General features: G+C 59.9%; 20 protein-coding genes. 17 read left to right on the forward strand and 3 right to left on the reverse strand.

The genetic code is table 11. The features are described 5' to 3' along the window. Positions 1 to 2 precede the first annotated feature (2 nt). The 13 genes from U0023_RS12710 (at position 3) to U0023_RS12770 (ending at position 16,816) form a co-directional block, all read left to right on the forward strand. Entirely contained in the window at positions 3 to 1,082 is a 1,080-nt protein-coding gene (locus tag U0023_RS12710) for an ABC transporter ATP-binding protein (RefSeq protein WP_407667416.1), read from the forward strand. Positions 1,083 to 1,105: 23 nt separating this feature from the next. Then, on the forward strand, positions 1,106 to 3,484 hold the full coding sequence (locus U0023_RS12715; RefSeq protein WP_009491304.1) for a glycoside hydrolase family 31 protein: 2,379 nt from the start codon (positions 1,106 to 1,108) through the stop codon (positions 3,482 to 3,484). 95 nt (positions 3,485 to 3,579) lie between these two features. Then, positions 3,580 to 5,313 (forward strand): L-arabinonate dehydratase, encoded by a 1,734-nt coding sequence (gene araD, locus U0023_RS12720; RefSeq protein ID WP_009491303.1) that lies wholly within the window; start codon positions 3,580 to 3,582, stop codon positions 5,311 to 5,313. A 9-nt stretch (positions 5,314 to 5,322) separates the two neighbouring features. Further along, entirely contained in the window at positions 5,323 to 6,129 is an 807-nt protein-coding gene (locus tag U0023_RS12725; protein ID WP_009491302.1) for an HpcH/HpaI aldolase family protein, read from the forward strand. 24 nt (positions 6,130 to 6,153) lie between these two features. Beyond that, entirely contained in the window at positions 6,154 to 6,918 is a 765-nt protein-coding gene (locus U0023_RS12730; RefSeq protein WP_040638417.1) for an SDR family NAD(P)-dependent oxidoreductase, read from the forward strand. A 9-nt stretch (positions 6,919 to 6,927) separates the two neighbouring features. Further along, entirely contained in the window at positions 6,928 to 8,931 is a 2,004-nt protein-coding gene (locus U0023_RS12735) for an alpha-glucosidase (RefSeq protein WP_009491300.1), read from the forward strand. 534 nt (positions 8,932 to 9,465) lie between these two features. Beyond that, positions 9,466 to 10,524 (forward strand): substrate-binding domain-containing protein, encoded by a 1,059-nt coding sequence (locus U0023_RS12740; RefSeq protein WP_009491299.1) that lies wholly within the window; start codon positions 9,466 to 9,468, stop codon positions 10,522 to 10,524. A gap of 56 nt (positions 10,525 to 10,580) precedes the next feature. Further along, complete coding sequence (locus U0023_RS12745) at positions 10,581 to 11,855, forward strand: ABC transporter substrate-binding protein (RefSeq protein WP_009491298.1); 1,275 nt, start codon at positions 10,581 to 10,583, stop codon at positions 11,853 to 11,855. A gap of 82 nt (positions 11,856 to 11,937) precedes the next feature. Further along, positions 11,938 to 12,789 (forward strand): carbohydrate ABC transporter permease, encoded by an 852-nt coding sequence (locus U0023_RS12750; RefSeq protein ID WP_009491297.1) that lies wholly within the window; start codon positions 11,938 to 11,940, stop codon positions 12,787 to 12,789. After that, positions 12,786 to 13,589 carry a carbohydrate ABC transporter permease gene (locus U0023_RS12755; RefSeq protein ID WP_009491296.1) on the forward strand — a complete coding sequence of 268 codons (804 nt, stop codon included), beginning with the start codon at positions 12,786 to 12,788 and terminating at the stop codon, positions 13,587 to 13,589. The genes U0023_RS12750 and U0023_RS12755 overlap by 4 nt, the downstream gene beginning before the upstream one ends. Positions 13,590 to 13,598: 9 nt before the next feature. Next, complete coding sequence (locus U0023_RS12760) at positions 13,599 to 14,639, forward strand: ABC transporter ATP-binding protein (protein ID WP_009491295.1); 1,041 nt, start codon at positions 13,599 to 13,601, stop codon at positions 14,637 to 14,639. Positions 14,640 to 14,657: 18 nt separating this feature from the next. After that, positions 14,658 to 15,935 (forward strand): amylo-alpha-1,6-glucosidase, encoded by a 1,278-nt coding sequence (locus U0023_RS12765; protein ID WP_009491294.1) that lies wholly within the window; start codon positions 14,658 to 14,660, stop codon positions 15,933 to 15,935. Positions 15,936 to 15,982: 47 nt separating this feature from the next. After that, positions 15,983 to 16,816 (forward strand): DMT family transporter, encoded by an 834-nt coding sequence (locus U0023_RS12770; RefSeq protein ID WP_009491293.1) that lies wholly within the window; start codon positions 15,983 to 15,985, stop codon positions 16,814 to 16,816. Positions 16,817 to 16,960: 144 nt separating this feature from the next. On the opposite strand, the gene U0023_RS12775 is transcribed toward U0023_RS12770, so the two are convergent. Next, positions 16,961 to 18,022: a DNA-binding response regulator gene (locus U0023_RS12775; protein ID WP_040638416.1), complete on the reverse strand. Its 1,062-nt coding sequence runs from the start codon at positions 18,020 to 18,022 to the stop codon at positions 16,961 to 16,963. A gap of 1,124 nt (positions 18,023 to 19,146) precedes the next feature. Between U0023_RS12775 and U0023_RS12780 the strand changes: the two genes are divergently transcribed. After that, positions 19,147 to 19,722 carry a hypothetical protein gene (locus U0023_RS12780; protein ID WP_009491291.1) on the forward strand — a complete coding sequence of 192 codons (576 nt, stop codon included), beginning with the start codon at positions 19,147 to 19,149 and terminating at the stop codon, positions 19,720 to 19,722. Here U0023_RS12780 and U0023_RS12785 read toward each other — a convergent pair. Both U0023_RS12785 and U0023_RS12790 read right to left on the reverse strand, forming a co-directional pair. Then, on the reverse strand, positions 19,714 to 20,256 hold the full coding sequence (locus U0023_RS12785) for an IS630 family transposase (protein WP_009491290.1): 543 nt from the start codon (positions 20,254 to 20,256) through the stop codon (positions 19,714 to 19,716). The two genes, U0023_RS12780 and U0023_RS12785, sit on opposite strands and share 9 nt — an antisense overlap. Continuing rightward, positions 20,253 to 20,675, reverse strand: coding sequence for a helix-turn-helix domain-containing protein (locus tag U0023_RS12790; protein ID WP_009491289.1), 423 nt, complete (start codon positions 20,673 to 20,675; stop codon positions 20,253 to 20,255). Before U0023_RS12790 ends, U0023_RS12785 begins: the two co-directional genes overlap by 4 nt. Here U0023_RS12790 and U0023_RS12795 point away from each other — a divergent pair. From U0023_RS12795 to U0023_RS12805, 3 genes are all read left to right on the forward strand, one after another. After that, positions 20,674 to 23,475 (forward strand): calcium-binding protein, encoded by a 2,802-nt coding sequence (locus U0023_RS12795; RefSeq protein ID WP_083861371.1) that lies wholly within the window; start codon positions 20,674 to 20,676, stop codon positions 23,473 to 23,475. The genes U0023_RS12790 and U0023_RS12795 overlap by 2 nt on opposite strands. Before the next feature lie 396 nt (positions 23,476 to 23,871). Continuing rightward, a complete protein-coding gene (locus tag U0023_RS12800; RefSeq protein ID WP_009491286.1) occupies positions 23,872 to 25,053 on the forward strand; it encodes a YncE family protein in 1,182 nt (393 codons plus the stop codon). A gap of 327 nt (positions 25,054 to 25,380) precedes the next feature. Continuing rightward, positions 25,381 to 25,857 carry a Fur family transcriptional regulator gene (locus U0023_RS12805; RefSeq protein WP_009491285.1) on the forward strand — a complete coding sequence of 159 codons (477 nt, stop codon included), beginning with the start codon at positions 25,381 to 25,383 and terminating at the stop codon, positions 25,855 to 25,857. The last annotated feature ends 292 nt before the right edge of the window (positions 25,858 to 26,149 follow it).

The following is a 26,149-nucleotide window of genomic DNA, read 5'->3' on the forward strand; positions in this document are numbered from 1 at the left end:
GAATCATGGCAGAGCTGCAACTCACCGACATCAAGAAATCCTACGGCGCCACTACGATCATTCATGGCATCGATCTTGCTATCGACGACGGCGAGTTCGTGGTGTTCGTCGGTCCGTCCGGCTGCGGAAAGTCCACGCTTCTGCGCATCATCGCCGGGCTGGAGACGGTCAGCGGCGGTGATATCCGGATCGACGGGAAGAGCGTGACGAACGTGCCGGCCTCAGACCGCGGACTGGCGATGGTGTTCCAGTCCTATGCGCTCTATCCGCATATGAGCGTTTACAAGAACATGGCCTTCGCTCTCGAGAACATGGGCCTCGGCCAGCCTGAAATCGATCAGCGCGTCCGCCGCGCGGCTCAAATGCTCCGGCTGACCGATTACCTCGACCGCAAGCCAAAGGCTCTCTCGGGGGGGCAGCGCCAGCGCGTTGCGATCGGACGCGCCATCGTGCGCGATCCCAAGATCTTCCTGTTCGACGAGCCACTGTCGAATCTCGACGCGGAGCTGCGTGTCGCGACGCGCAAGGAGCTCGCCGCCCTGCACGGGGAGATCGGTGGCACCATGATCTACGTCACGCACGATCAGGTCGAGGCCATGACTCTGGCCGATCGCATCGTGGTGCTGCATTCGGGGCGTATCGAGCAGATCGGCACGCCGCTCGAAGTCTACAATCATCCGGCCAACCTTTTCGTGGCAGGTTTTATCGGCTCGCCCCGCATGAACCTGCTCCCGGGCCGCGTGGCGGCGTCGGGTCAAGTCGTGATAGGGGCCGACGCGCGGACAATTTCCGTGCCTTCGACCGGGCATGCGTCCGCGGGGGACAGCGTCACGCTGGGTGCACGTCCCGAACATATCGATGTCGTAGACGAAACCGAGGCGGATCTCGCCATCACGATCGACTTGGTGGAGCAGCTCGGTGGCGAGACATACCTGTATGGGTCTGGTCCTGGCCTGCCGCAGATCACTGTGCGCCAGAATGGTCAGGCCACATACGACCGGAGCCACAGGATCGGGCTGCGGCTCAAGCGCGATGCGCTTCACCTGTTCGACGCAGACGGAAACGCGATCCGGATTCGCTGATATTCCTGAGGAGACCTTTTTCGATGAAAGCATTGACTGAGGGCCGCTATAGCGGCCGCGACGGAATCTGGGCCGTGTTCGAATTGGGCTGGAACACGCAGATGCGCATCGGGATTCTCGAGCATGACATCGGACGGGTCATCCTGAAGCGTGACGGCGGCCATCGTCTCGATCGGGGCTGGAGCATCGCGCCCAACGGGGGCGAGCCGTCGTACGAAGGCAGAGCAAGGGATTCCGTGGAGGGGTTTGCCTGCCCGGAAGCATCCGTCACGGAACAGGACGGTACCGTGGTGCTTGCCGCTAAAGGCCTGACGGCTATCGTCACCTTGTCTCCCTTCGGAATTGCCTGGCACCGGACCGGCGAGAATCGTCCCTTCCTGCAGGATCGTCGGACGCAGGCTTATTTCGTGTCGCGCAAGACCGGCGCGCTTCAGCACGTCATGGCGCGCGATGATCAGGAGCGCCATTACGGCCTGGGCGACAAGGCGGGGCCTCTCGATCATACGGGCCGCCGCTTCAAAATCGACGCCGTCGACCCCTGCGGGTTCGATGCGGAGCTCAGCGACCCGCTCTACAAGATGATCCCGTTCCTCATGGTCGACGGGCCAACGGGCGCTCACGGCATCTTCTACGACAATCTCGCCGTCGGCGAGATGGACCTCGGCTGCACGATCGACAACTATCACGGGCCGTTCCGGTCCTACAGCGCGCAGGACGGCGACCTCGACTTCTATGTGATGGCGGGCCCCAGCGTGCCGGATGTGGTGCGGCGGTTCTCCTGGCTCACGGGCGGTCAGGCCTTCGCACCGAAATGGTCTCTCGGCTTCGCCACCACGTCGATGACCATCGCGGATGCGCCCGACGCCGATGCGAGGATCACCGACTACATCGAGAAGTGCCGCCATCATCAGATCCCCTGCGACAGCTTCCATTTCGGCTCGGGCTATACCTCCATCGGCCATCGCCGCTATGCCTTCAATTGGAACCGCGACAAGTTTCCCGATCCGGCAGGCACCATGCGCCGGCTGAAGGAAGCCGGCATGCAGCCGGTCACCAATCTCAAGCCTTGCCTCCTGGACGATCATCCTCGGCTGAACGAGGCGATGGAGCAGGGGATCCTCGTCAAGGACGGCGCGACGGAGCAGCCGGCCGTGGCTCAGTTCTGGGACGGCCTGGGCTTCCACGTCGACTTCACCAATCCCAATGGCCGCACCTGGTGGCGGAACGGCATTCAATCCGCCCTCCTGGATTATGGTGTCGTCACGATCTGGAACGACAACAACGAATACGAGATCTGGGACGAGGATGCAGTGTGCAACGGCGACGGGCGCCCGTTCCCGCAGGTTTTGGCGCGGGCCGCGCAGCCGCTTCTCATGACGAAGCTGTCCTACGAGGCGCAGGCGGCCCATACGCCAGGAAAGCGACCCTATGCCATCACGCGCGGGGGAGCGGCGGGCCTGTGGCGCTATGCGCAGACATGGTCCGGCGACAACGAGACCGCCTGGAAGACTCTTCGGTTCAATCTGACTCAAGGGCTCAACATGAGCCTGTCCGGCATGTTCAACATCGGGCATGACGTGGGCGGGTTCCACGGGCCCAGCCCGAATGCTGAGCTGTTCTGCCGCTTCGTCGAGTTCTGCGCGCTCTGGCCACGCATGGTCATGAATTCCTGGAAGGACGACGGCATCGTCAACCTTCCCTGGATGCACGAGAGCGTCATTCCGCAGGTTCGGGACGTGATCAAGCTGCGCTATCGGCTGATGCCCTATCTCTACACCCAGATGTGGCGTGCCTCACGCGAGAACGAGCCGGTCGTGCGCCCGCTGTTCTACTCCTTCCCTGAAGATCGTTCGGCTCTCGATGTGCAGGACAGCTTCATGATGGGACCGGATATTCTGGTAGCGCCCGTTCTCGAGGAGGGGGCCCAGGACCGACAGGTTTATCTGCCGGAACATGCGGGCGGCTGGTTCGACTTCCACGACGGCCGCCACTTCGAGGGCGGGCAGATCATTACGGTCCAGGCTCCTCTCGGGCGCCTGCCTGTTTTCGTGCGCTGTGGCGCCATCATCCCTGTGACGCGGCAGATCGACGGGATCAAACCGAGCACCGATACGCAGCGCGAGTTGATCGTCTTCGGGGCTCCGCAGGACGTCACCCACGCGGATCTCTATGAGGATGATGGCGATACATCGGACTGGCAGGGTAAAGGCCGGTTGGAGCTTCGCTTCCAGCTCCAGAGAAGCGGTCGGGATTTCGTGATGTCTCTCGACACGAGCGGTGCCTACCGGCCAGCTTTCGACACGGTCTCGATTCATCCTGTCGGCATCGAAGGGCAGATCCGGATTGAAACGCCGGCGGGATCCATCAAAGTCGTGCAGGGTAAACCGGCCTTTCAGGACTGAGAGCGGGTCCTATCGGCTACCGAGCGACGAGAAAGGACATTACCCATGAGACAGGCTTGGCGACGGTTCGATCCTGACGATCCGATCTGTTCGAAATGACACGCCGATCCATCGGAGAGTTGCGGAGCCAGCGCTGGTTCGCCTCGGACGACATGCGCGGCTTCGCGCATCGCCAGCGCACGCAGCAGATGGGCCTGCGGCGGGAAGAGTTCCTCGGCAAGCCCGTCGTGGCCATCATCAATACTTGGAGTGACCTGAGCCCGTGTCATTCGCATCTACGTGACCGCGCCGAGGCCGTGAAGCGCGGTGTCTGGCAGGTGGGCGGCTACCCGGTGGAGCTGCCGGCGCTCTCGGTCGGCGAGGTGATGGTGAAGCCTACCACCATGCTCTACCGCAACTTTCTCGCCATGGAAGTGGAGGAGCTCCTGCGCTCGCATCCCATCGACGGGGCCGTTCTGCTGGGTGGTTGCGACAAGTCCACGCCCGGGCTTCTCATGGGAGCGATCAGCATGGACATCCCGGTCATCTATTGCCCGGCGGGTCCGATGTCCAACGGGCAGTGGCGCGGCCAGAAGACCGGCGCGGGAACTCACACCAAGAAGTATTGGGACGAACTCCGGGCCGGCAACATCACGCAAGACGACTGGGTCGATCTGGAAAGCCGGATGACCCGCTCCATCGGTACCTGTAACACCATGGGAACGGCTTCCACCATGACGTCCATCGTGGACGCCATGGGTCTCACGCTTCCCGGCGCGTCCTCGATCCCGGCCGCCGACAGCGGTCATCCGCGCATGGCTTCCCTCTGCGGCGAGCGCATCATCGAGATGATCTGGGAGGACTGGAAACCGTCGCGGTTTCTCGACGCGAGGAGCTTCCGCAACGGGCTCGTTACATACATGGCGCTGGGCGGCTCCACCAACGCCGCCGTGCACCTGATCGCGATGGCGCGCCGGGCCGGCGTCGACCTGACCCTCGACGACATGTCCGACATGGCCGGGAGGGTTCCGGTTTGCGCCAATCTCTTCCCGTCCGGCGCATACTTGATGGAGGATTTCTATTTCGCCGGCGGATTGCTCGCGCTGCTCAGGAAGCTGGAGAGCCATCTCGACCGGGAGGCCATGACGGTGAACGGCAGGACGCTCGGTGAGAACATCGCCGGGGCCGAGTGCTGGAACGACGATGTCATTCGCGGCGAGGACAATCCCGTCGTCCCGCTCTCGCGCGGCAAGACGCTGGCGCTCCTGCGGGGCAACCTCGCCCCGAACGGCGCCGTCATGAAGTCCTCGGCGGCGAATCCGAAATTCCTCAAACATGTCGGGCCGGCCCTCGTTTTCGACAGCCCCGCTGAGATGAACAAGGCGATCGACGATCCGGATCTCGACATCACGGAAGACACGGTTCTCGTGCTGCGCAATGCCGGCCCCGTCGGGGCGCCGGGCATGCCGGAATGGGGCAATCTGCCGATCCCGAAGAAGCTTCTTCGCCAAGGAGTGCGTGACATGGTGCGCATCTGCGATGGGCGCATGAGCGGCACCCATTACGGCACCTGCATCCTGCACGTTGCCCCGGAGGCGGCCGTGGGCGGCCCTCTGGGATTGCTCAGAACGGGCGACCTCGTCGAGCTCGACGTCGCAGCCGGTCGCCTCGACATGAAGGTCGATGGGGACGAGTTGGAGCGCCGCCGTGCTGAATGGAAGCCGACCGCGCACGTCTATGGCCGGTCCTTCGCGGCCCTCTACCAGCGCCATGTCTCGCAGGCCGACCAGGGCTGCGACTTCGATTTCCTCAGCGCGCCCGGCCCGGTGGTCGAGCCGTCCATCTTCTAGGGACCCGCCATGATCGACATTGAGAACCGCTTCAAGGGCTGGCTGAAGGGCGAGGGGCCACGCCCGCCGCTGGGCACTTGGCTCATGGCGGCGGCTCCCGCAAGCGCCGAGGCGATGGGCTACAGCGGCTTCGACTTCCTCGTCGTCGACATGGAGCATGTGCCGATCGAAGTGTCGGATCTCGCCCATATCCTGCGCGCCATCGGCTGCACGCCCGCCGATGCGGTGGTACGCCTCGCCTGGAACGACCAAGTGCTCGTGAAGCGCGTGCTCGATGCCGGGGCTCAGACGATCATGCTCCCGTTCGTTCAGACCGCCGAGGAGGCCCTGCAAGCGGTCTCGTTTGCGAAGTATCCCCCGGAGGGCGTTCGCGGCGTCGCCGCAGTGCATCGCGGGTCGCGGTTCGGCCGCGCCGTGGATTATCTCAAGCGTGCCAACGATCAGGTGGCTGTGATCGTCCAGCTGGAGACGCCGGAGGCCGTCGATCGGCTGCCGGACATCGCGGCCGTTCCTGGCATCGACGCTCTGTTCGTCGGGCCTGGCGATCTCGCGGCTACCCTGGGCCATATCGGCAATATCGCGCATCCCGAAGTTCAGGCGCTGATCGAGAAGGCTGCCAAGATGGCCCGTGCTGCGGGCAAGCCCGTTGGCATCGTTGGCCCCAACCCTGACATGGTGCGCCGCTTCATCGATTATGGCTACAGCTACGTCGCTGTGGCGTCCGACATCGCTATGATGACGAGCCGCGCCTCCGAGTGGCTGGGCGCCCTGCGCGATCAACCTGCACCTTCGGATGCTCCGACCGCAGCCTATTGAGATTGAATTTAAGTCCCCATGGCAATGGCATCCGATTATACAACCGTCCAGTACCATTCTCTCCAGGGCCGCTCCGTCGTCATCACGGGTGGTGCGTCGGGGATTGGCGAGGAGATGGTGAAAGCCTTCGTGTCGCAAGGTGCACGCGTATCGTTCATCGACATTGCGAAGGAACCGGGAGGGGCGCTGGCAAGTGCAACGGGCGCGACCTTCCAGGCGTGCGATGTCACCGACATCCCGGCGCTCCGCGAGGCGCTGGCCAGGATCGAAGGCGATCACGGCGGCATCGATGTTCTCGTCAACAATGCGGGCAAGGACGATCGGCACGATATGGCCGAGATCGAACCCGATTACTGGCGCCAGGCGCTTGCGCTCAATCTCGATCATCAGTTCTTCGCCACGCAGGCGGTCTCGAAAGGGATGGCGGCGCGAGGTTCCGGCTCCATCATCATGCTGGGGTCCATCTCGTGGATGCGGGGCCGTCCCGGCATGGTCGGGTACACGACTGCGAAGGCTGCGATCAATGGCATGACCCGGACCCTCGCCCGCGAGCTCGGGCCGTCCAACATCCGGGTCAACTGCATCGTCCCGGGTGCCATCCTCACGGAGCGCCAGAGACAGCTCTGGCTGACGCCCGAACTGAACCAGCAATTTCTCGATCTCCAGGCTTTGAAGTTCCGGCTCGACGGCAGCCATGTGGCGAAGATGGCTCTGTTCCTGGCCTCCGACGAGAGCATCGGCTGCACGGGGGCGAACTTCATCGTCGACGCAGGCCTGACCCAGAACTGAGAGTGTCCCATGCAGATTCTGACGACCGACGGCGGCTTCGATATCGTTCTCGATGGAAGGCTGATCCTGCGACATCGCATCGATGCGCCGTGTCTTTTCGTGGGGCACGGCGATGCACGGATGGACATGTATCGCGGCAACTTCGACATCGAGGACTATGTCGTCGAACGTACGCCGCTCGCCCATGCGGTCGTCGTCGGATCCGAGATCGGTTTCTCTGCGGCCTCGGGGCAGAAGACCCGTTTGAGCCTTCAGGTCTCGGGCGACGATCAGAACGGCGCCATCGCCTTCCGTTCGGAGGATGGTGCTCTCAACCGGATCTGGATCCGCATCGCGACGGAACAGGGCGAGCATGTCTGGGGCGGCGGCGAGCAGATGTCGTACTTCGACATGCGTGGTCGCCGCTTTCCTCTTTGGACATCGGAGCCAGGGGTCGGCCGCGACAAGACCATGGAAATCACCTTCAAGGCCGATGTTTCCGGCAAGTCGGGAGGCGACTACTGGAACACCAATTATCCGCAGCCGACCTATCTCTCGTCCCGACGCTATGCGCTGCATGTCGAGACGACAGCCTACTCGGCCTTCGACTTCCGCCGAGGGGACTTCCACGAGATCGAAGTTTGGGCCATCCCGGAGCGGATCGAATTCACGGCGCGGCCTTCCTTCGTATCGCTCGTCGAAGCCATGTCCGAGCGCTTCGGCCGCCAACCGCCGCTTCCGGAATGGGTCTATAACGGTGCGATCATCGGCCTGAAAGATGGCGCCCGCTCCTTCGAGCGGCTCGAGGCTATCGTTGCCGCCGGAGCGAAGGTATCCGGCCTCTGGTGCGAGGACTGGATCGGCTTGCGCCACACTACATTCGGGGCGCGTCTATTCTGGGACTGGAAGGCGAACGATGACCGCTATCCTAATCTGCGCGGGCGGATTGCGGAGCTGGAGGAGCGCGACATCCGTTTCCTGGGCTACGTGAACCCCTATCTCGCCGTCGACGGCTCACTGTTCCCGGAAGCAGAGGCTGCGGGCTACTTCGCCAAAGATGAAAACGGAAAGACGGCACTCGTGGATTTCGGCGAGTTCGATTGCGGGGTGGTCGACTTCACCAATTCGGATGCGGCCGCCTGGTTCGCCGAGCGGGTGATCGGGAAGAACATGCTCGATTTCGGGCTCTCCGGATGGATGGCCGATTTCGGAGAGTACCTGCCGATCGACGTGAAGCTATCCAATGGCATCGACGCGAAGCTGATGCACAATGCGTGGCCGACGCTCTGGGCCGAGGTGAATGCGCGTGCGGTCGCCAGCCGTGGCAAGACCGGCGAGGCTCTCTTTTTCATGCGTGCCGGCTTCACGGGCGTTCAGAAGCATTGCCCGCTCTTGTGGGGCGGGGACCAGTCGGTCGACTTCACACGACACGACGGCCTTGTGACGGTGATCTCGGGAGCGCTTTCGTCGGGGCTTCTCGGCAATGCCTATCACCATTCGGATATCGGCGGCTACACGAGCCTCTTCGGCAATGTGCGCACGGCGGAGCTCATCATGCGTTGGGCCGAGATGGGCGCGTTCACGCCGGTCATGCGCACCCACGAAGGCAATCGTCCGCGCGACAACCTGCAGATCGACGAGGACCCTCAGGTCCTCGCACATTTCGCCAGGATGACGAGAGTTTACGTCCATCTCTCGCCTTACCTGAAATCGCTCGTGGCGGAGGCCTCGACGCGAGGCCTGCCGGTACAGCGTCCGCTGTTCCTCCATTTCGAGCAGGATCCCCGAACCTACGCCATCCAGGACGCCTATCTCTACGGTTCCGACCTTCTCGTGGCGCCTGTGTGGCAAGCGGGGAAATCGGAGTGGAGCCTCTATCTTCCGGAAGGGGCGGAATGGGTCCATGTTTGGTCCGACAGGACGTTCAGGGGAGGGCAGGACGTCACGGTACCTGCGCCCTTCGGCGAGCCGCCGGTCTTCCATCGGACCGTGTCGGAGTTCGCGGAGCTTTTTGCAGGATTGCGAACTCTCTGAGCGATAAAGAGCGTATGGCCAGTCCGTATTCGCGTGCTGCCAGACCCATTCCATCAGCCTTGGGCTGCCATTCACTGCGAAGCCTTTGCTCCCAACCCGGCTCCATCAATCAACGCTCGATCGCCATTCTCGAACAGAGGGCGTAGGGTGTCACTTGGACGAGAGCGGCCGTCGCGTTTGCGCGAAGTGTTGGTTTATCCAGCACTGTGCCGTTGAGGCCCAATCGGCAGAAGCGGCGCTAAGTTAGGCTCTCGTCGGCTTCTTCCCGAAACCAGCCTGCACTCTCCCAACGGCACTGGCTGATCCTGCGAACGCCATCCTCGAAAGCTCAAGCTTACTCTCCCCCTCGGTTTGGAAAATGGGTCACTCCCGCGCCAAACCGAGACAGCCCTCGAATCTCTTGTTTCGGCGTTCCAATTGGATCGCAGGGGCAAGCTGGAAGATAGTTGACACGTTCATCCGTCTATGCAACGTAATTATATTGATAAACGAAAACGTTTTCGGCTCTGAACGAAACGATACCGGGAGGGACACTTGGGTGTTCGCAGGCTGGCGCAGGAGCTTCGCATCTCCGTGACCACCGTGTCGCGCGCCCTCAACGATTATCCCGATATCGCTCCTGATACGCGTCGCCGGGTGTTGGAGGCCGCGGAGCGCATCGGATATTCGCCCAATGCCGTGGCCCGCTCCCTGCGGCAGGGCCGAGCGAATGCCGTAGGCATCGTTCTTCCGACCCCTGAGGGCAATTTCAGCGACCCGTTCCTGAGTGCGCTGCTCGCCGGAATCTCAAATCGCCTGCGTTGCGACGGTCTGGATCTCATCGTGACGTCCTGTCCTCCAGGGCCGGACGAAGAGCCGAGCTATAAGCGGCTCTTCGCAGGACGAAAGGTGGATTCAGTCATCGTCACACGCACCCGCGTTGACGATGATCGCATCCGTCTTCTCTTGGCCGAGAATTTTCCTTTCGTCGCCTTCGGCCGGTCCGATGCCATAGCCGATCCTTTTCCGTGGGTCGATCTCGACGGCCATGCTGCCTTCTTCTCGATGACCCGGCGATTGATCGAGGCCGGGCACCGACGCATTGGCCTGATTCACACAGGACGCAACCTGAACTTCGTGCGCCACCGCACCGCCGGCTGGCGGGATTGTCTGGTCGCCGAGGGGATTCCCGCGGAGCTTTGCGGAAAATGGATGGCAGAGGCTGCGCCAGATGCGGAAGGCGGGCGGAGGGCAGCCTTTTCTCTCCTGTCCCAATCCGACGCTCCGACGGCTTTGGTCTGCATCAGCGATGATATTGCCTTTGGAGCAATCGAGGCCTGTCGCGAGCTATCTCTTCCAGTCGGCGACGGCGGCATCAGTATCGTCGGCTTCGACGATAATCCCTATGCACGCTTCGCAAGTCCTCCGCTGACCTCACAGCGCCAGCCGGTTCGGGACATCGGGTGCACTCTGGTCGACATGCTTCAGCGCCGTTCGACCGGCGCACCGGCTTCACAGCTGAACTGTCTCATGCAGGCGGAGTTCGTAACGCGATCCTCCCACGGCCGTCCGCCGTGTCAGGCCACCTCGGGCAGAAGCGGCTTGAGGCAGTGATGACTACAAAATCAACAACGAAAAGCAAATCAGAGAGAATTCCTAGGAGGGGCGGCATGAAAACAGTTCTGGCATCGGCGTTCATCGCCTCGATCGCAATTTCAGGAACGGTCAAGGCACAGGATGTGGTATTCCTGTCCACTCAGTTCCGCCCCGTGGAGGAAGCGCAGAAGGTCCGCTCCGTCCTGCTCAAGAACGCGCCGCACAAGGTGGACTTCGTCGGCGAGGACGATAGCCTTATGGTGACCCGCGCTATCGCTGAGAAGGAGGGCAAGAAAGTCTCCGTTGCCCTTTACGGTGCGCTGCACGGGCAGATGGCGCCTATGGTTGCCGCCGGAGTCATGAAGCCTGTCGACGACATAATCGGCAAGTTGGATGGCGTTCAGTTCGACAAGGCGTTGATCGATCTCGGCAAGTTCGGGACGGACAAGCAATATTTCGTCCCGTGGATGCAGGCGACCTTCATCATGGTCGCGCACAAGGATGCGCTGAAACAGCTGCCGCCGGGGGCCGACCTCAGCAAGCTCACCTACACGCAACTCATCGAGTGGGGTCGAAACCTCGAAAAGGCAACCGGCAAGAAGCAGATCGGTTTGCCGGCGGGCCCGAAGGGGCTGCTTCACCGCTTCCTGCAGGGCTACACGCTTCCCGCTTACAGCGGCTCAGCACTGAAGAAATGGCGTTCGCCCGACGCCCAGAAGATGTGGGCTGATCTCAAGGCGCTTTGGTCCGTCACCAACCCGGCCTCGACCAATTACGGCTTCATGAACGAGCCGCTGATGGCGGGCGACGTAATGGTCGCCTGGGATCACGTGGCGCGCCTGTTGCCGGCGCTCAGCGACATGCCGACCGACTTCGTCGCCTTCCCGGCGCCGGCAGGTCCCAAGGGGCGCGCCTTCATGCCGGTTTTGGCCGGCTTCTCCCTGCCAGAAGGCGGTCCTGCTGCCGAGAAGGCCGTCGACGTGATGCGCCACTTGCTTTCGCCGAAGATTCAGGCTGCAACGCTGGTCGAGACGGGCTTCTTTCCAGTCGTGAAAATGGATCTGCCGAGCGACCTTCCGGCGGGCGTGCGAAACGCGGCAGGCGCGATCACCGCCATGCAGGGTTCAGCCGATGCGCTTCCTGCGCTCATCCCAGCAGGCCTCGGCTCAAAGAACGGCGAATTCAACAAGGTCTTCTTCGACACCTTCACTCAGATCGTGGTGCAGAACCAGGATATCAGTAAGGTTCTGGACGATAGCATCAAGATCCTGAACAGCATTGTGGCCGAGACCAAGGCACCCTGCTGGGCTCCTGATCCGGCAGGCAGCGCTCCCTGCATGCTCGACTGATGTCGCTGAGCGACCGAGGGCGGCCTTGTCGCCGCCCTAGGCCTTAAGCCTTCTCTCAGACCTCCGCTCCGAGGCTCCGCCTGTGTCCGATCGCACGTCCCTTCCCTTCCTGCTGCTCGCGCCAAGCGCGCTGTTTCTCGTGGCGTTCTTCCTCTGGCCGATGCTCGATGCCGCAATTCTTGCTTTCCAGGACGGTCAGGGACACTGGTCACTCACGAACTTCGTCCGTATGGCGCAAGATCTCCATTTCATACCTGCTCTGGGCAATACCTTCCTGATCGTTGGCATCGTCGTGCCCCTTCAGGTGATGCTCGCGCTTGCCATGGCGCTGCTGCTCACGAAGCTGACCCGTGGGCGCGATACGTTCCTTTACATTTTCGCCATGCCGCTCGGGATCTCCGATCTCGCCGCGGGCATCGTTTGGCTTGCGATCTTCACCGAGCGTGGATTCCTCAACTCCTTCCTGTTCGAACTTGGTGTCATTCAGGGGCCGCAGCTTCTCCTGAGCCACGAGAACCTCGGCATGCTGTTCACCGCCGTCGTGGTTAGTGAAGTCTGGCGTGCCACGGCGATCGTGCTCGTCATTCTTTTCGCGGGTCTTCAGATGATTCCGAGGGAATATTATGAGGCCAGCGAAGTATTCGGTGCAGGCCCTTTGACGCGCTTCTTCAAGGTCACACTGCCTCTGCTTCGCCCTAGTCTCCAGACAGCTTTGATTCTGCGCACCGTCATGGCCTTCGAGATGTTCTCTCTCGTCATGGCGCTTGCTGGACGCAATCTCCCGATGCTCGTCGGCGAGGCGTATCTCTGGCAGGGCGCCTATCAGAATTCGGGGGTTGCCGCAGCCTATGCGGTTCTGATCCTCGCGATCTCAGTTATCGCTGTGCTTCTCTATTTGCGCCTCTTGCGCGTCCACGAGGAGATGCTGCCATGAACCGCAATCGCGCCGTCTATTACTCCGCAGCGGTTTTCCTGGCGGCTTGGTCTCTGCTTCCGGTGTATTTTCTTGTCGTCAGCGCTCTCCAGGAGCGTCGGTCGACCTTCAAATGGCCGAAGGAGATTTTCCCCCAGCAGTTCAGCTGGACGTCGGTGGCGTTCTTCTTCGAGCTGCCCGGCATGCTGAATGCCGCAATGAACTCAGTCATCGCCGCCTCGATCACTATGGTTCTCGCGCTCGCGCTCGGTGCACCCGCCGGCTATGCCCTGGCGCGCTTCACCTTCCCAGGCAAGAATGGCTACCGAGTGCTTGTACTGTTGACCCGCGCTTTCCCGGTGCCGATTCTTGCGCTGCCTTTGGCGGTTCGGTTCATCGAGATCGGATTGTACGATACGCCCTATGCTGTCGCCATCGTCCATGCCTGCTTGGCGCTGCCCTTCGCCGTGCTGGTGACATCGAGCCTCTTCGTTGGAATTCCGCGCGAGCTGGAGGAGGCTGCCTGGATTCTCGGCTGCTCGCGCTTCAAGGCTTTCTGCAAGGTTCTTCTGCCGCTCGCGCTGCCGGGGCTCACGGCGACGGCGGTATTCGCTTTCGTTGTATCGTGGAACGAGGTATTCGCGGCAACCCTCCTGACACTGCGCGAGCGTACACTCACGGCATTTCTGCTTTCCATGCTCGATGAAGCGCCGATTTTCGTGAAGTTCGCGGGCGGCTTCTTTCTCGTTGTTCCGGCGGTCGTGTTCATCTTCACGGTTCGCCGCTATCTCTTCAGCCTTTGGGGCGTCACCAGCCGATAGGAGTTCGTAATGGCCGATATTGTTGTCGACCAGGTGAGCAAGAGCTTCGGCTCCATCAACGCCCTGAAAGAGATCCGTCTTGAGATCAAGGACCAGGAGTTCGTCGTACTTCTGGGGCCTTCGGGTTGCGGGAAGACGACGCTTCTGCGCATCATCGCCGGACTTGAAACAGCTAGCTCCGGCAGCATCCGTATCGGTGGGCGCGACGTGACCCGTTTGCCGCCTCGCCAGCGGCGCATCGCCATGGTGTTTCAGAACTATGCAGTCTTTCCGCATCTGACGGTGTTCGAGAACATCGCCTTCGGGCTCCGCATGGCCAAGAAGCCAGATGGCGACGTCAAGCGGCAGGTCGGCCGCGTTTCGCAGCTCATGCATATCGACCATCTGCTCGAACGCTATCCCGCGCAGCTCTCGGGCGGGCAGCGCCAGCGTGTTGCGGTTGCGCGTGCCCTGGCTGTTGAGCCGGAGGTGCTGCTGATGGACGAGCCCTTGTCAAACCTCGATGCGCTGCTGCGCCTCGAGATGCGTACGGAATTGAAAAAGCTCCTTCAGGAAAGCCGCACGACGACGATCTATGTGACCCACGATCAGGTCGAGGCGATGAGCCTTGCCGATCGCATCGCCGTGATGCGCAATGGGGATGTGGAGCAGTATGACGTTCCGATGGCCGTCTATCAGCGCCCTGCTACCCGTTTCGTCGGATCCTTCATCGGTAATCCTCCCATGAACTTCCTCAATGTGCGGCGAGGGAGTGGACAGGTTCTGATAGGGGAGGCTGCCATCGCGGCCTTAGTCGACCTGCCAAGCGAGCCCGTCATGGGCGTCCGACCGGAGGATCTGAGCGTCGTCACTCCGAATTCACCGAATGCGTTCCCGGCGCACGTGATGGTGATCGAGCCGCTCGGCCCGCACCTGCTCCTGAGTCTTGACGTGGACGGGCAGATGCTGCGTGCAACGGTGCCGCCCGATCTTGAGGTGAAGGCCGGCGCTACGCTGTGGCTCAGGCCCCATTCCGACCGTCTGTGCTGGTTGCCTCGGGCCGCAGCTTGAACGAATAAAGGACATGACATGCTGGACCAGGGCAGCTCCGTAACACGTGAGAACGCGCAACGGGTTTTGCGCGACAACGACCGAGGTGGCTATACGGTGCCGACTGCCCGGCTCTACCCCTATCAGTGGCTATGGGATTCCGGCTTCTCGGCTCTGGGGTGGCAGACTTTCAACGAGCCGCGCGCCTGGGAGGAACTGAGGCGCCTCGCGACCGGGCAATGGCCCGACGGCATGATCCCTCATATCATCTTCCACAAGGTCGATCCGAATTATTCCCCCGGCCCCGGAGCCTGGGGCACATCGCATCAGCCGCCGACCTCGGGCATCTCGCAGCCGCCGGTTCTCGCGACCCATCTGCGCTGGATGCTCGAGTGTACGTGCGACCAGGCCCTCGCCGAAAAGACCGCCCGTGAGCTCTACCCCGTGCTCGTTCGCGCACATCGCTGGTGGCGCGCAGCTCGCGATCCCGAAAGAACGGGCCTTGTCGCAATCTACCATCCGTGGGAATCGGGGATGGACAACAGCGCCATGTGGGACACGCCCATGGCAAATGTTCCAACCGATATTCTCGACCCTTACGAGCGCCGGGATACCGCCTACATCGCCGTCGACCAACGTCCGCAAAAGAGCGATTACGACCGCTACATGGCTCTCGTGACGCGTTTCAAACGCGCGGGCTGGGATCCCGAAGTTCTGTGGGCAGAAACGCCATTCAAGGTCCTCGATCCCACCACCAATTGTGTGCTGCACCGCGCCGACCGAGACCTCCTAGCTTTGAGCGATCAACTCGGCATAGAGAATGATCGGGCTGAAATCGAAGGCTGGATTGCACGAGGTCGGACTGCATTCAGCCGCCTCTGGAGTGAGACACAGGGCTGCTATGTCCCTCTCGACATGCTGACCGGAGAGAAGATCGAGATCGGCACATCCGGCGGCATGCTCGGCTTCTATGCAGGTGTCGCGGATGATGCTCAGGCCAAGCGCATGGTGCAGGCGCTCGAAGAGTGGGGCAGGGCGGTACGATACCTCGTGCCCTCCACTTCGCCGCTGGACCTGCGCTTCGAACCACGTCGCTACTGGCGCGGTCCCGTGTGGCCGAACGTCAACTGGATGATCGGCGTGGGCCTCGCCGAATACGGTTTCAGCGATCTCGCGCGCCGGGTCCGCGAAGACCTTCGCTCGCTCATACAATCTTCCGGATTCTACGAATATTGGGAACCGACTACGAGTGAAGGGTTAGGTGGCGCGCACTTCTCCTGGACGGCAGCGACGTGGCTGGCTTGGATCGATCGCTGAAAATATCCCCGGGCGGCGTCTCCGTGGGCATACAGGGATCTCTCTGGATGATTGGCTGCATGGCGTGCTTTACGCTTCTTGCTGCAATAGCGAAAACGCTCGCGGGGCATATCGGTGCGCTTGAAATCGCGTTTGTCAGGGTGACGATCGGCTGTCTCTTCCTGACACCTTTCATCGTCCGGTATGGACTCGCGATCCTTCGCCCCAATCGCCCATGGTTGTCGTGGGCCCGAGCGCTGCTCGGCGTTGGCGGGATGACTTTTGGCATGGCGTCCGTGATGAACATGCCCATGGCCAATGCTATCGCCATTGCCTTCACAGCACCTTTCTGGACGGCGGTTCTCGCATCCGCTTTCCTGAAAGAAAAATTGACGCGCGCGACCGTGTTGGCACTGTTCCTAGGCTTCGTGGGTATGCTGGTCGTGATGCGGCCATCCGCCGAGGGAATCCATGCAATGGCGCTCGTCGCGCTCTTGGGAGCCATCTGCAATGGCGCCATGGGAGCGATGATGCCGTCTCTGACGAGGCATGAAACGCAGCCCGTATTGCTGGCTCATTTCAACATCGTGATGGCTGGCCTGCTGGCGTCGCCGGCTCTGTGGACTTGGATACCACCACGATGGGGATGGGATTTGGCAGCCCTCCTCCTGATCGGCCTTCTTGCCGTCGTCGGTCAATGGATGAGCCTTAGGGCCTACCAGATTACACCGGCTACGACTTTGGCACCGGTTTCCTATGTGCAGCTCCCTTTTGCTTTGTTCTTCGGATACGTCCTCTTCGATGAGGTTCCTGATCTTTTCGGCTTCGGCGGAATGGCTGTGATTGCTGCGGCGCTGGCTCTTTCGTTGCGTGGCGAGGCCCGCCAGTACGCCGGGTCCTGAAAGCACAATGCGGTCGAGCTGCAACCGCTGATGCCCAGATCCAGTTTTGGGAACGCCTGTCGCAGATCGCCCAGTTCAGCACCTCCGGTACGCTGCTCTTGAGAGCGTACATCTCAAGAGCGGCGTACCCCTGCCTCCTCGTCGTCACGCGGCGACTTGCAGGACAGGGGCACTGATCGAACTCCGCATCAGCAAAGCCACCAGATCGCTCTGCCGGGTCGTTCTCGTCTTACGAAAGAGGTTCTGGACATGAAATGATACAGTCGCCGAAGACACATTGAACTGTTTTGCAATTTGGTCGAGCCTATTCCCATCCGCCAAGGCAACAGCAATCCGCGCCTCTGTGCGCGTGAGGTCGTAGATCTTCGCGATGATTGATGCGGACAGAGGCGGGTTCACGGACAGATCGATAACCACGACAGCTACGGTCGGTAATCCTGTCCCAGTTTTGATATCCAGAGGGCAGACATGAAGAACAAGTGGCGCTTGTGTTTCGCGAGGAATCGGTACGACGCTAGCGGTTGGCTGATCCCTCGTGGCGGCGCGAATGGCCTCCCGCAAGGTACGAGCTGGCGGCGCTTGCATTACACAGAGCCGGCCGGACGCGACCTTCAAGAAGCTGCCTTCAGAGACAATAGCTTCAGCAGTCCGGTTCATGTTCTTTATATTGCCGGAGCTATCAAGGTAGATGATCCCTCGTGACATTCCGTCCAATGTTCCGGCAAGGTTCGAGAAGGAGACTTGGACGTCGACCGTGTAACGTCCATAGCGTTCTGGATCCGCGGGTTTCCAAGCGTGTGCGTTACTCCGCTGCAGGCGTTTGACCTGTGCAAGACATGCTTGAAGCGTCAGCTTCATGGTGCGTAAGTCGATAGGCTTCAAGATGACATCGTCGGCACCGAGTTCTCTCAGACTGAGCACACTTTCGGAATCTGCATAATCGGAGACCAGAATGAATGGCGTTCCGTCCAAGGTGTCGTATCTTTCACGGACGACCCTCAGCAGCTCCGTCGCGGCCATGTTGGGCAATGCGCTATCGCAGATAATAAAGTCGGGAAGAATATTCGATAAAGATGCGATTGCGTCATCCGCATTTGCCGCCTCTTTTACGTAGTAACCAATGTCTCGCAGAGATGACGCGAATGATGCTCGACTGAAATCATCCTGATCCACATAAAGAATCGTCTGGGCGTCTACTTTACTCACAGGCATTTTCTACCCCAAACCGGCAGCCCGAAACTGGACAAGCGAAAGCCTTAGGTGACAGCACGTCGCTGACACCTCCACGAGTTAGACAGTTTTGAGGGTCGCCGCTTCATGCAAATGGATGATGCCTTTCTCGTTCAGAAGGGATGCCGCGAACGCTGCTGGGCTGCTCTCGTTATGATCGATGACAAGAATTGTTTGGGCGACTACTTTACTCTCAGGCATTACCTACCCCAACCAGTCTGATTAAATTCGAACACACGAAAGACTTTGTCTGCCGAGGCATGATGACATCATGAAGTCGTCACGGTTTATGAGATGACGATATTAAGGCTATGACGAACAGTTCCCGAATTCGTAACCTCTAGCCAATTGAGAAGACCTTACTCAAAGCCGATCATCTCTGATCTCCGCATAGGATAATGACGATAGCTGATGATGTCATGTTGATGGTATATATAATATAGTTTGACTGTTTGGGACAAAGGACATTAGTTGCAGATTTGAGGTTAATTTTCGTAGAAGGCGTTGCGTATCAATCCTTGTGGCCATGAATAAGCTTATCTTTTATGGAGTATCATTCCCTGCCAAAACGTCTTTTTGTCGAAAAGCAGGGACCCTCGAAAGTCGTAAAGCCTTTCCGGTCCAACATTCCGTAGATTCCAATCAATTTTTATAATGTTCTGTGGTGGGGATCCGACATCATTCGGAACAGCGGCGGTCCTCAGACGCTCAAGCGTTTCCATGATCCGGTTCTCTCGCGCGAGAACGGATTAGCGCACCAATCATCGGCCGGCCAACAGAGCTTGATCCTGCAGATCTTTCATTGGCCCGACGGGCTGCTGAGCGGCATGGTTCGCGCGACACTGTGAACCAACGGGACAGGGCCGACTCTTCAGGGGGGCTCAACGGGAAGAAGGTCCATACGAGTGGCACTGGAGGACGCGGGCACGGATGAGTGCGTCAGCACACATCGGTAGAGGTAAAGCGCGTTCGCCCCGCATTTCCTAGTTGTTCGCCTAGGGAGGCCCTCCGTCGATCGTGCCAATTTCATTCTCACACAAGCCGGATCTCGATTCGATCGCAAGTGGATCGAGCCCGGTTAGAGATGGGAAGGATGAGATATGACGTTCAGGATCTGGCACGACGAGAGTATCGTCTTTGCGAAGTCGAATATCGGAAAAAGCAACATCACAAATCTGCCGAACGGGGGATACGTCGTATCCTGGAGCGATTCAACGGAAGGCCGGGTCTATTTCCAGCAATATGATGGCGCTGGACAAATGGTCGGCACCAGAACAGCCGTCGAAACGGCAGGCGACAGGCAATACGATCCCGAAATCCAGGCTTATGGGTCCGAGGGCGACTTCGTTGTGAGCTGGCAGGAATCAGCCGGGTCCAATCTATGGAGCGTCAAATCCCGCGTCTTTAAGGCAGATGGGACAATCAAACAAACACAGACCCTGGCCTCGGGTTTGTCTATCGGTGACTGGGACCGTCCTGCGGTTGCAAGCAGGTCCGACGGTGGATTTGTCACGGTTTACCGTACAGGCACCGGCGTCAGTTTCGCGGTACACAATTCCGATGGTGAGATCCTCTCTAACCAGCCGGTCACATCCGTATCTGCCGCTCAGTACGTCGATGTTGCCATCGTGAACGACAACCAGTTTGTGGTTAAAGCGCTTTTGGTTTCAGTGTAGGGCATAGCCGGCGTGCCTGAACCAGCCTTGGGCATCTTTTGCAGTGATGGTGTCGAGGGCGGGTTTGAGTTCTGCTTCCAAAGCTTCGAGAGTGCGCGCCGCTTTCGCCTTGAGCCGCTCTTTCACCTTGGCCCAGGCGGGCTCGATCGGGTTGAACTCCGGGGAGTACCGCGGCAGGTACAGCAGTCCAATCCCAGCCTGATCGAGCAGATCCCGCACCTCCGTGGCGTGATGCGGGCGCAGGTTGTCCATCACCAGAATGGCATCCGGCTTGGCGCGTTTGAGAGCCGGCACTAGAATCTGCTCGAGATAAGCCAGCAGCACGGAAGTAGAAGTCGAGGCCTCGATGCTCATCGTGGCGACTAGACCCTCACAGGCGAGTGCTCCTAACACCGTCAGCCGCTGCCAGGAGCCGAGCGGGATGGACCCATAGGCCCGCTGCCCGCGTGGAGCGCGCGCATGGGTTCGCGCCATCTTGGTGGTGACGCCGCTTTCATCCAGGAATACCAAGCGTTCCGCGGGAAGCACGCTCATCTGCTGGCGGTAAGCCTCGCGCTCGGCGGCAACCTCGGGCCGCTCCTGCTCGGCCGCCCGAAGGGTCTTTTTTTAGGACGCAGCTTGAGGCGCTTGAGCGCCTCGCAGATCACCGCCAGGCACACCGTCACGCCAGTGCGCTCGGCCAGGCGCTCACGGTACTCGCGCAGCAGTGCGTCACTGTCCTCGATCACGAGCTGACGCAGCACCTCGAGAGCTGCCGCATCCAGGCGCGAAGGCACGCCGCCGCTGTGCGGCTTGGCAGCACGCCGGCCTTCCTCGCGTTCTTGGCGGCGCCAGTTCGACACGGTGGCCGGGCAAACTTGGAAGCGGCGGGCGATCTCGACCTGAGGAAGGTCGCCGCGTGCGCAGGCGACCAGAACGCGCTCACGCAGATCAGGAGAATAGGGCTGGGGCATGGCTCGCCTCCTGGGCCATATCCCAGTCAACGCGCAGCCCACCCGAATGGCTTCAAGCCCAGATCAAAAACGCTTTAGTTACTCTATTAGCGGTACCCAGTACTACCGTGTCATGTCCTTCAACGGCAATCATGACGCTCAGACCAGTATCGGCCCGGGGGCTCGGTCCGATGTCGTTGCCCTGAAGGATGCCGCGGGCAATCCCAATGGTGACTTCGTCGTCATCTATAACCAAGGGAGCATCCTCAGAGCAAAGTTCGATACGATCGGCGGCACTGGTGTTCAGATCTCATCCAGCGGCTTGAACGAAAACGACTTCGTTGGCGCGACGGCGCTCAGGGGAGGTCGGATTGCTATTCTATTTAGTGAAACCACTCGCGACGGAAATGGCAGGGTCGATAACGGCGACATATTCCTGCAAATCGTCAATGCGGATGGAACGCTGGGCGAGAAGGCTCTCATCAACGACTTAGGCTTTAAGGAATTCTCCCAGCAGAAAGCGCCGGAGATTTCGGAGATGGCCGACGGTCGCTTGGCCATCACTTGGCATGATCCGACCTATCCCGGAGGGTCAGCGATCAGGACCTCGATCTTCGATCCTCGCATTGCGCCTGTCACAGTCGAAGGCACCGCACGCAACGATATCTATTACGGCTCCGAATATAGCGGGGACGTCCTGCGCGGCCATGGCGGAAACGATAAGCTCTATGGCGACGCTGGGAATGACACACTGCATGGCGGTACAGGCGCGGATCTTCTCGACGGCGGCGCAGGTGACGCCGATCTGGCCGATTATTACGGCGGTAGAGGTCTGGCGGCGAGCCTCGGCGGCGATTTCGCCAATACAGGAGATGCATTGGGCGACACCTATTTCTCAATCGAGAACCTGCGCGGCACCAGCGAGAATGATGTCCTGGGCGGCAACGCGGTTGCAAACCGCATCATGGGCGCCGAGGGCGACGACCGGCTCTATGGCGGCGCGGGCATAGCCGCCGATACTCTTGATGGCGGATCAGGCTGGAATATCGCAACCTATGAGTATTCCAAGGCAGGTGTGGGCATAACACTGAACTTGAAGGATACGAACCAGAGTACGGGTGAGGCGAAGGGCGACGTCTTTATCAACATCCTGGCCTATGGCGGAACTCACTATGCCGATACCTTCATCGGCGTCGATACCTACAACGAGTTCTTCGGCTATAACGGCAACGATACCCTGATCGGTGGTGCAGTCGCCGACTTCTTGGATGGCGGCAATGGCGACGACGTCCTGCAGGGGGGGGCGGGCGCCGACACCATGGTCGGCGGCGCCGGGATCGACTTCGCATCCTACGAGAACGCGAGAACCGGCATAACGGCATCGCTCGCAGACCCTACCCAGAACACAGGCGAGGCGGCCGGCGATCGTTATAGCCGCGATGGCATGGCAATAGAAATCGAGGGGCTTATCGGCGGATCCGGGAACGACACGCTGATCGGTGACAACAATGCCAATACCCTCGAAGGCGGGGCGGGAGCAGACACGTTGCGTGGTGGAGGAGGTATCGATACCGTCTCCTATGCCAGGTCAACGGCTGGCGTCATGGTGAACCTCGCTGCCAAATTCGGCGCCGGCGGTGACGCTCAAGGGGATACCTATGACAGCATCGAGAATGTCATCGGCTCCAACTACAACGATATATTTGTCGGCGATGCGGGCGCGAATGCGTTTTATGGCGGAGCTGGAATCGATACGGTCGACTATTCGGGTTCGGCTGCGGGTGTGACGGTGGTGCTGGGTGGAATGAGCTCAGGCGGTTACGCCGAGGGTGACACCTACAGCAGCATCGAGAATGTCGTCGGTAGTAACTCTGCCGACGTTCTGTACGGCGATGGCGGCAATAACGTTCTTCAAGGCGGAGACGGAAACGACATCCTCATTGGCCAGGGTGGCAGCGACGTCATGTATGGCGGAGCGGGCGACGACACGTATTATGTCGACGGTACCGACTTCATTAGCGAAGCAGGCGGGTCGGGCTACGATACAGTAGTGACGACGGAAAGTTTCATGCTTGGTGCAGATTTCGAGGCGCTCGCCGCAACTGGCTTCGGAGCCCTTTCCCTCACAGGCAATGGGTTGAACAACACCATCATAGGGAATGATGCCGGCAACTGGATCGATGGCGGCGAAGGGGCCGATACGATGATCGGCGGTATGGGCGATGACATCTTCGTCATCGACAATCCCGGCGACGTGATCATCGATGCCGGGGGAGCCAACATGGTCCTCTTGAAGACGGCCTATGATCTGTCGAGACTTCCCTCGTCCGTCAGTGTGTCTCTCGCAGACGGCACCAACGCTCCCCTGGTAGGAAGCAATGGCGCCAATGTTCTTCGCGGCAATGCTGCCGCCAATGTTCTGAAGGGGCAGGGCGGCAACGACAAGCTCTACGGCTTGGAAGGGAATGACAAGCTGTACGGTGGGTCGGGTAAGGACGCGTTCGTCTTCGACACACGCCTGCACAAGACCAAGAACGTCGATAAGATATACGACTTCAAGTCATCGGATGACAGTATCTGGCTCGATAACGCCATCTTCACCAAGTTGGGCAAGGGAACGCCAACCAAGCCGGTGAAGTTCAAGTCGGGTATGTTCTATGAGGGGAAAAAGGCGCACGACAAGGATGACCGGATCATCTACGACAAGAAGACCGGTGACCTGTACTACGATGCCGATGGCACAGGAAAAACGGCCCAGGTGAAGTTTGCGAATATCAGCAACAAGGTGAAGCTTTACTACCATGATTTCTATGTGATCTGATTAGAGGTATGGGCATGAAAAGGTGCCGCTCGGGGAAAGTCCCGGCGGCACCTTTTTCGCTTTGTGAATGTCAGCGGGACGTGCCGCGCTTCAGCCTTGGCCGGATCTTGAGATGCCGGTTGCACGTGGTTTTTCCGGCCGACGACATCCGCAACTGCAAGTCCCTGTTGGATCGCAGGACAGTTTTTCGGGAGTTCACCGATGTCTGCTTATCATTCTGATTCGGGGTCCATCGAAGCATATGCCGAACGAAGTTGCGCCCAATTTGGGACAGAGCGAGAGGCCGGAGTTCAGGCGACTTTATGATCTGCCGAAAGAGGACCTGCGCTTTCGCCTCATATCGTTAACTTGACGGTTCTCTCGCGGAAGCTATTCTGGCTCTCGTTGGAGCCAAGCATGTTGCAGCGGATCCGATTAGATCCCATGGCCTTGTGCCTGATGGCACTCCTGCTCTGTGCGCCGCACGGAACAACGGCCCAGAGCGCGACGGAACCCGCCGCCATCGACGTCCTTCCCGGGATGCCGTCGGTCATCAATCCCTCCAATCTCTACAGTGAAGCTTCTGCCGGGCAACTGAACCCGGCCACCGGATCGGCTTTGCCGAGGGTCTATGTGCCCAATGTAAAATCCGGCATCGTGGATGTCATCGATCCAGAGACCTTCAAGGTCGTGAGCCGTTTCAAGGCGGGACATAACCCACAGCATGTGGTGCCGTCCTGGGATCTCAGGACCTTATGGGTGGCGGGTAGCGCGGAAAAGCGACACGGGCGGGGCAGCCTCCTGCCGATCGATCCCGTCAGCGGCCAGCCTGGTCGCCCGATCCCGGTGCCCGATGCGTACAACATGTACTTCACGCCGGATGGCCGCTCGGCCATCGTCGTAGCCGAGGCCTATCGCCGACTCGAATTTCGCGATCCGAAAACGATGGCGCTGCAGCACAGCCTGCCGGTTCCGCAATGCGCGGGGATCAACCATGCCGATTTCTCCATCGATGGGCGCTACGTCATTTTCACCTGCGAGTTCGGCGGCAGCCTCGTCAAGATCGATCTGGTTAGGGATGCCGTCGTCGGGTTCCTCCGGCTCTCGAAAGGCGGCATGCCCCAGGACATTCGGATATCGCCGGACGGCAATGTCTTCTACGTAGCCGATATGCTGGCCGACGGGGTGTTCCTGGTGGATGGCGCCTCTCTGACCGAGGTCGGGTTCATTCCCACAGGCCTTGGCACGCACGGTCTCTATCCCAGTCGAGACGGCACGAAGCTCTACGTAACAAACCGCGGCTCCCATAGGCCCGGTGGCCCGCCACACGGCCCGGGAAGCGTTTCTGTGATCGACTTTGCGGTGCGCAAAGTCGAGACGACATGGCCGATCCCTGGTGGCGGCAGTCCCGACATGGGTAATGTCAGTGCGGACGGAAGAAAGCTCTGGCTGTCTGGCCGCTACGACGGCGTGGTTTATGCGATTGACACCGCAACCGGCGAGATGACGAGCGTACACGTTGGCCAGAGCCCGCATGGCCTTACCGTCTGGCCCCAGCCCGGGCGCTATTCGCTCGGGCATACGGGGAACATGCGCTGACTGGAAACTATCTTACGAGGGTTCCAAGGATGGGGATCGGCGGCACAAAGGTTCCGCTCCTCCCAGTCCACGCCCTTGCGCAATCAAAGGCATTTCTCACTGCATCCTCAATTCCCAAGTAGGTATTGCATACGAGCGAGCAGAGTATCGGGTGAAATCAAGCAAAAACTAGTTCTTTGAATGGGGTATGACGCCTCGAAGCATGGAATAGAGAAAGCGTATTGCTTCCATGCTCGACATACAAGCGTTCAAAGGTCGAGGATCGGGACATGGAGCAGCTTTCGACGATGGTTGTCGACTTCACTCTATGTCGAGGACGAATTCAGAATGATGCCGCTCTTTAAACAGGACGCCGATCCAGATGTTGACGAACTCGAGCGGATGGCCGAACAGCGTTGCATGAAAGAGAACTTCGAGTTCACCTCTCTAAGGCGTCGCGTGTTTCGCGAGATTGCGCTGCGTGGCGGGGCAATCGGCGCCTATGATATCGCCTCTTACATCAGCACCGAGGGACGTCGGGTAAATGCCGCTTCTGTTTACAGGGCTCTCGACTTTCTCGTGGAGTCCGGTCTCGTACGCCGGATCAAGTCGAGTCGCGCATTTGCATTGGCCGATTTGACGGCACAACCAAAGAGAGATGAAACGAGCATATCGTTTGTCTGCCGAAAATCAGGCACCGTCAGAGAGATCCAGTCACCTCTGGTGGCGATGATCCTTCAAGAGGCGGGAAAATCGGTGGGCTTCAAGGATCTCAGCACTCTCATCGAGGTCGAGGGGGTTTTTGCTCCTGCAGAGTTGGGTTGAACGAAGGAGGACGGATGGTGCTGCCTCTGGGATCTCTCTTCATATGACTGCCTTCGATTCAATCGGTCTCTGCGGACAATTTGAGTTCAAGTATACCCGATAGAAGCAACAAGACCGCCCCCTTGCATCGACGAACAAAGTATCGGGCTTCACACAGGGATTTTGTTCGAAATACCTATTTCGAACTACCTCATTGGAAACCAAAGGCCATATTGAGACTTATGTCTTTGACTGACCTCGTATCCTGATAGCGGGTGCGTCTTCAATCAGGGTCAAGGGCATGGTCATCGTA

The organism is Microvirga lotononidis (genome assembly GCF_034627025.1).
GTDB classification, from domain to species: Bacteria; Pseudomonadota; Alphaproteobacteria; order Rhizobiales; family Beijerinckiaceae; genus Microvirga; species Microvirga lotononidis.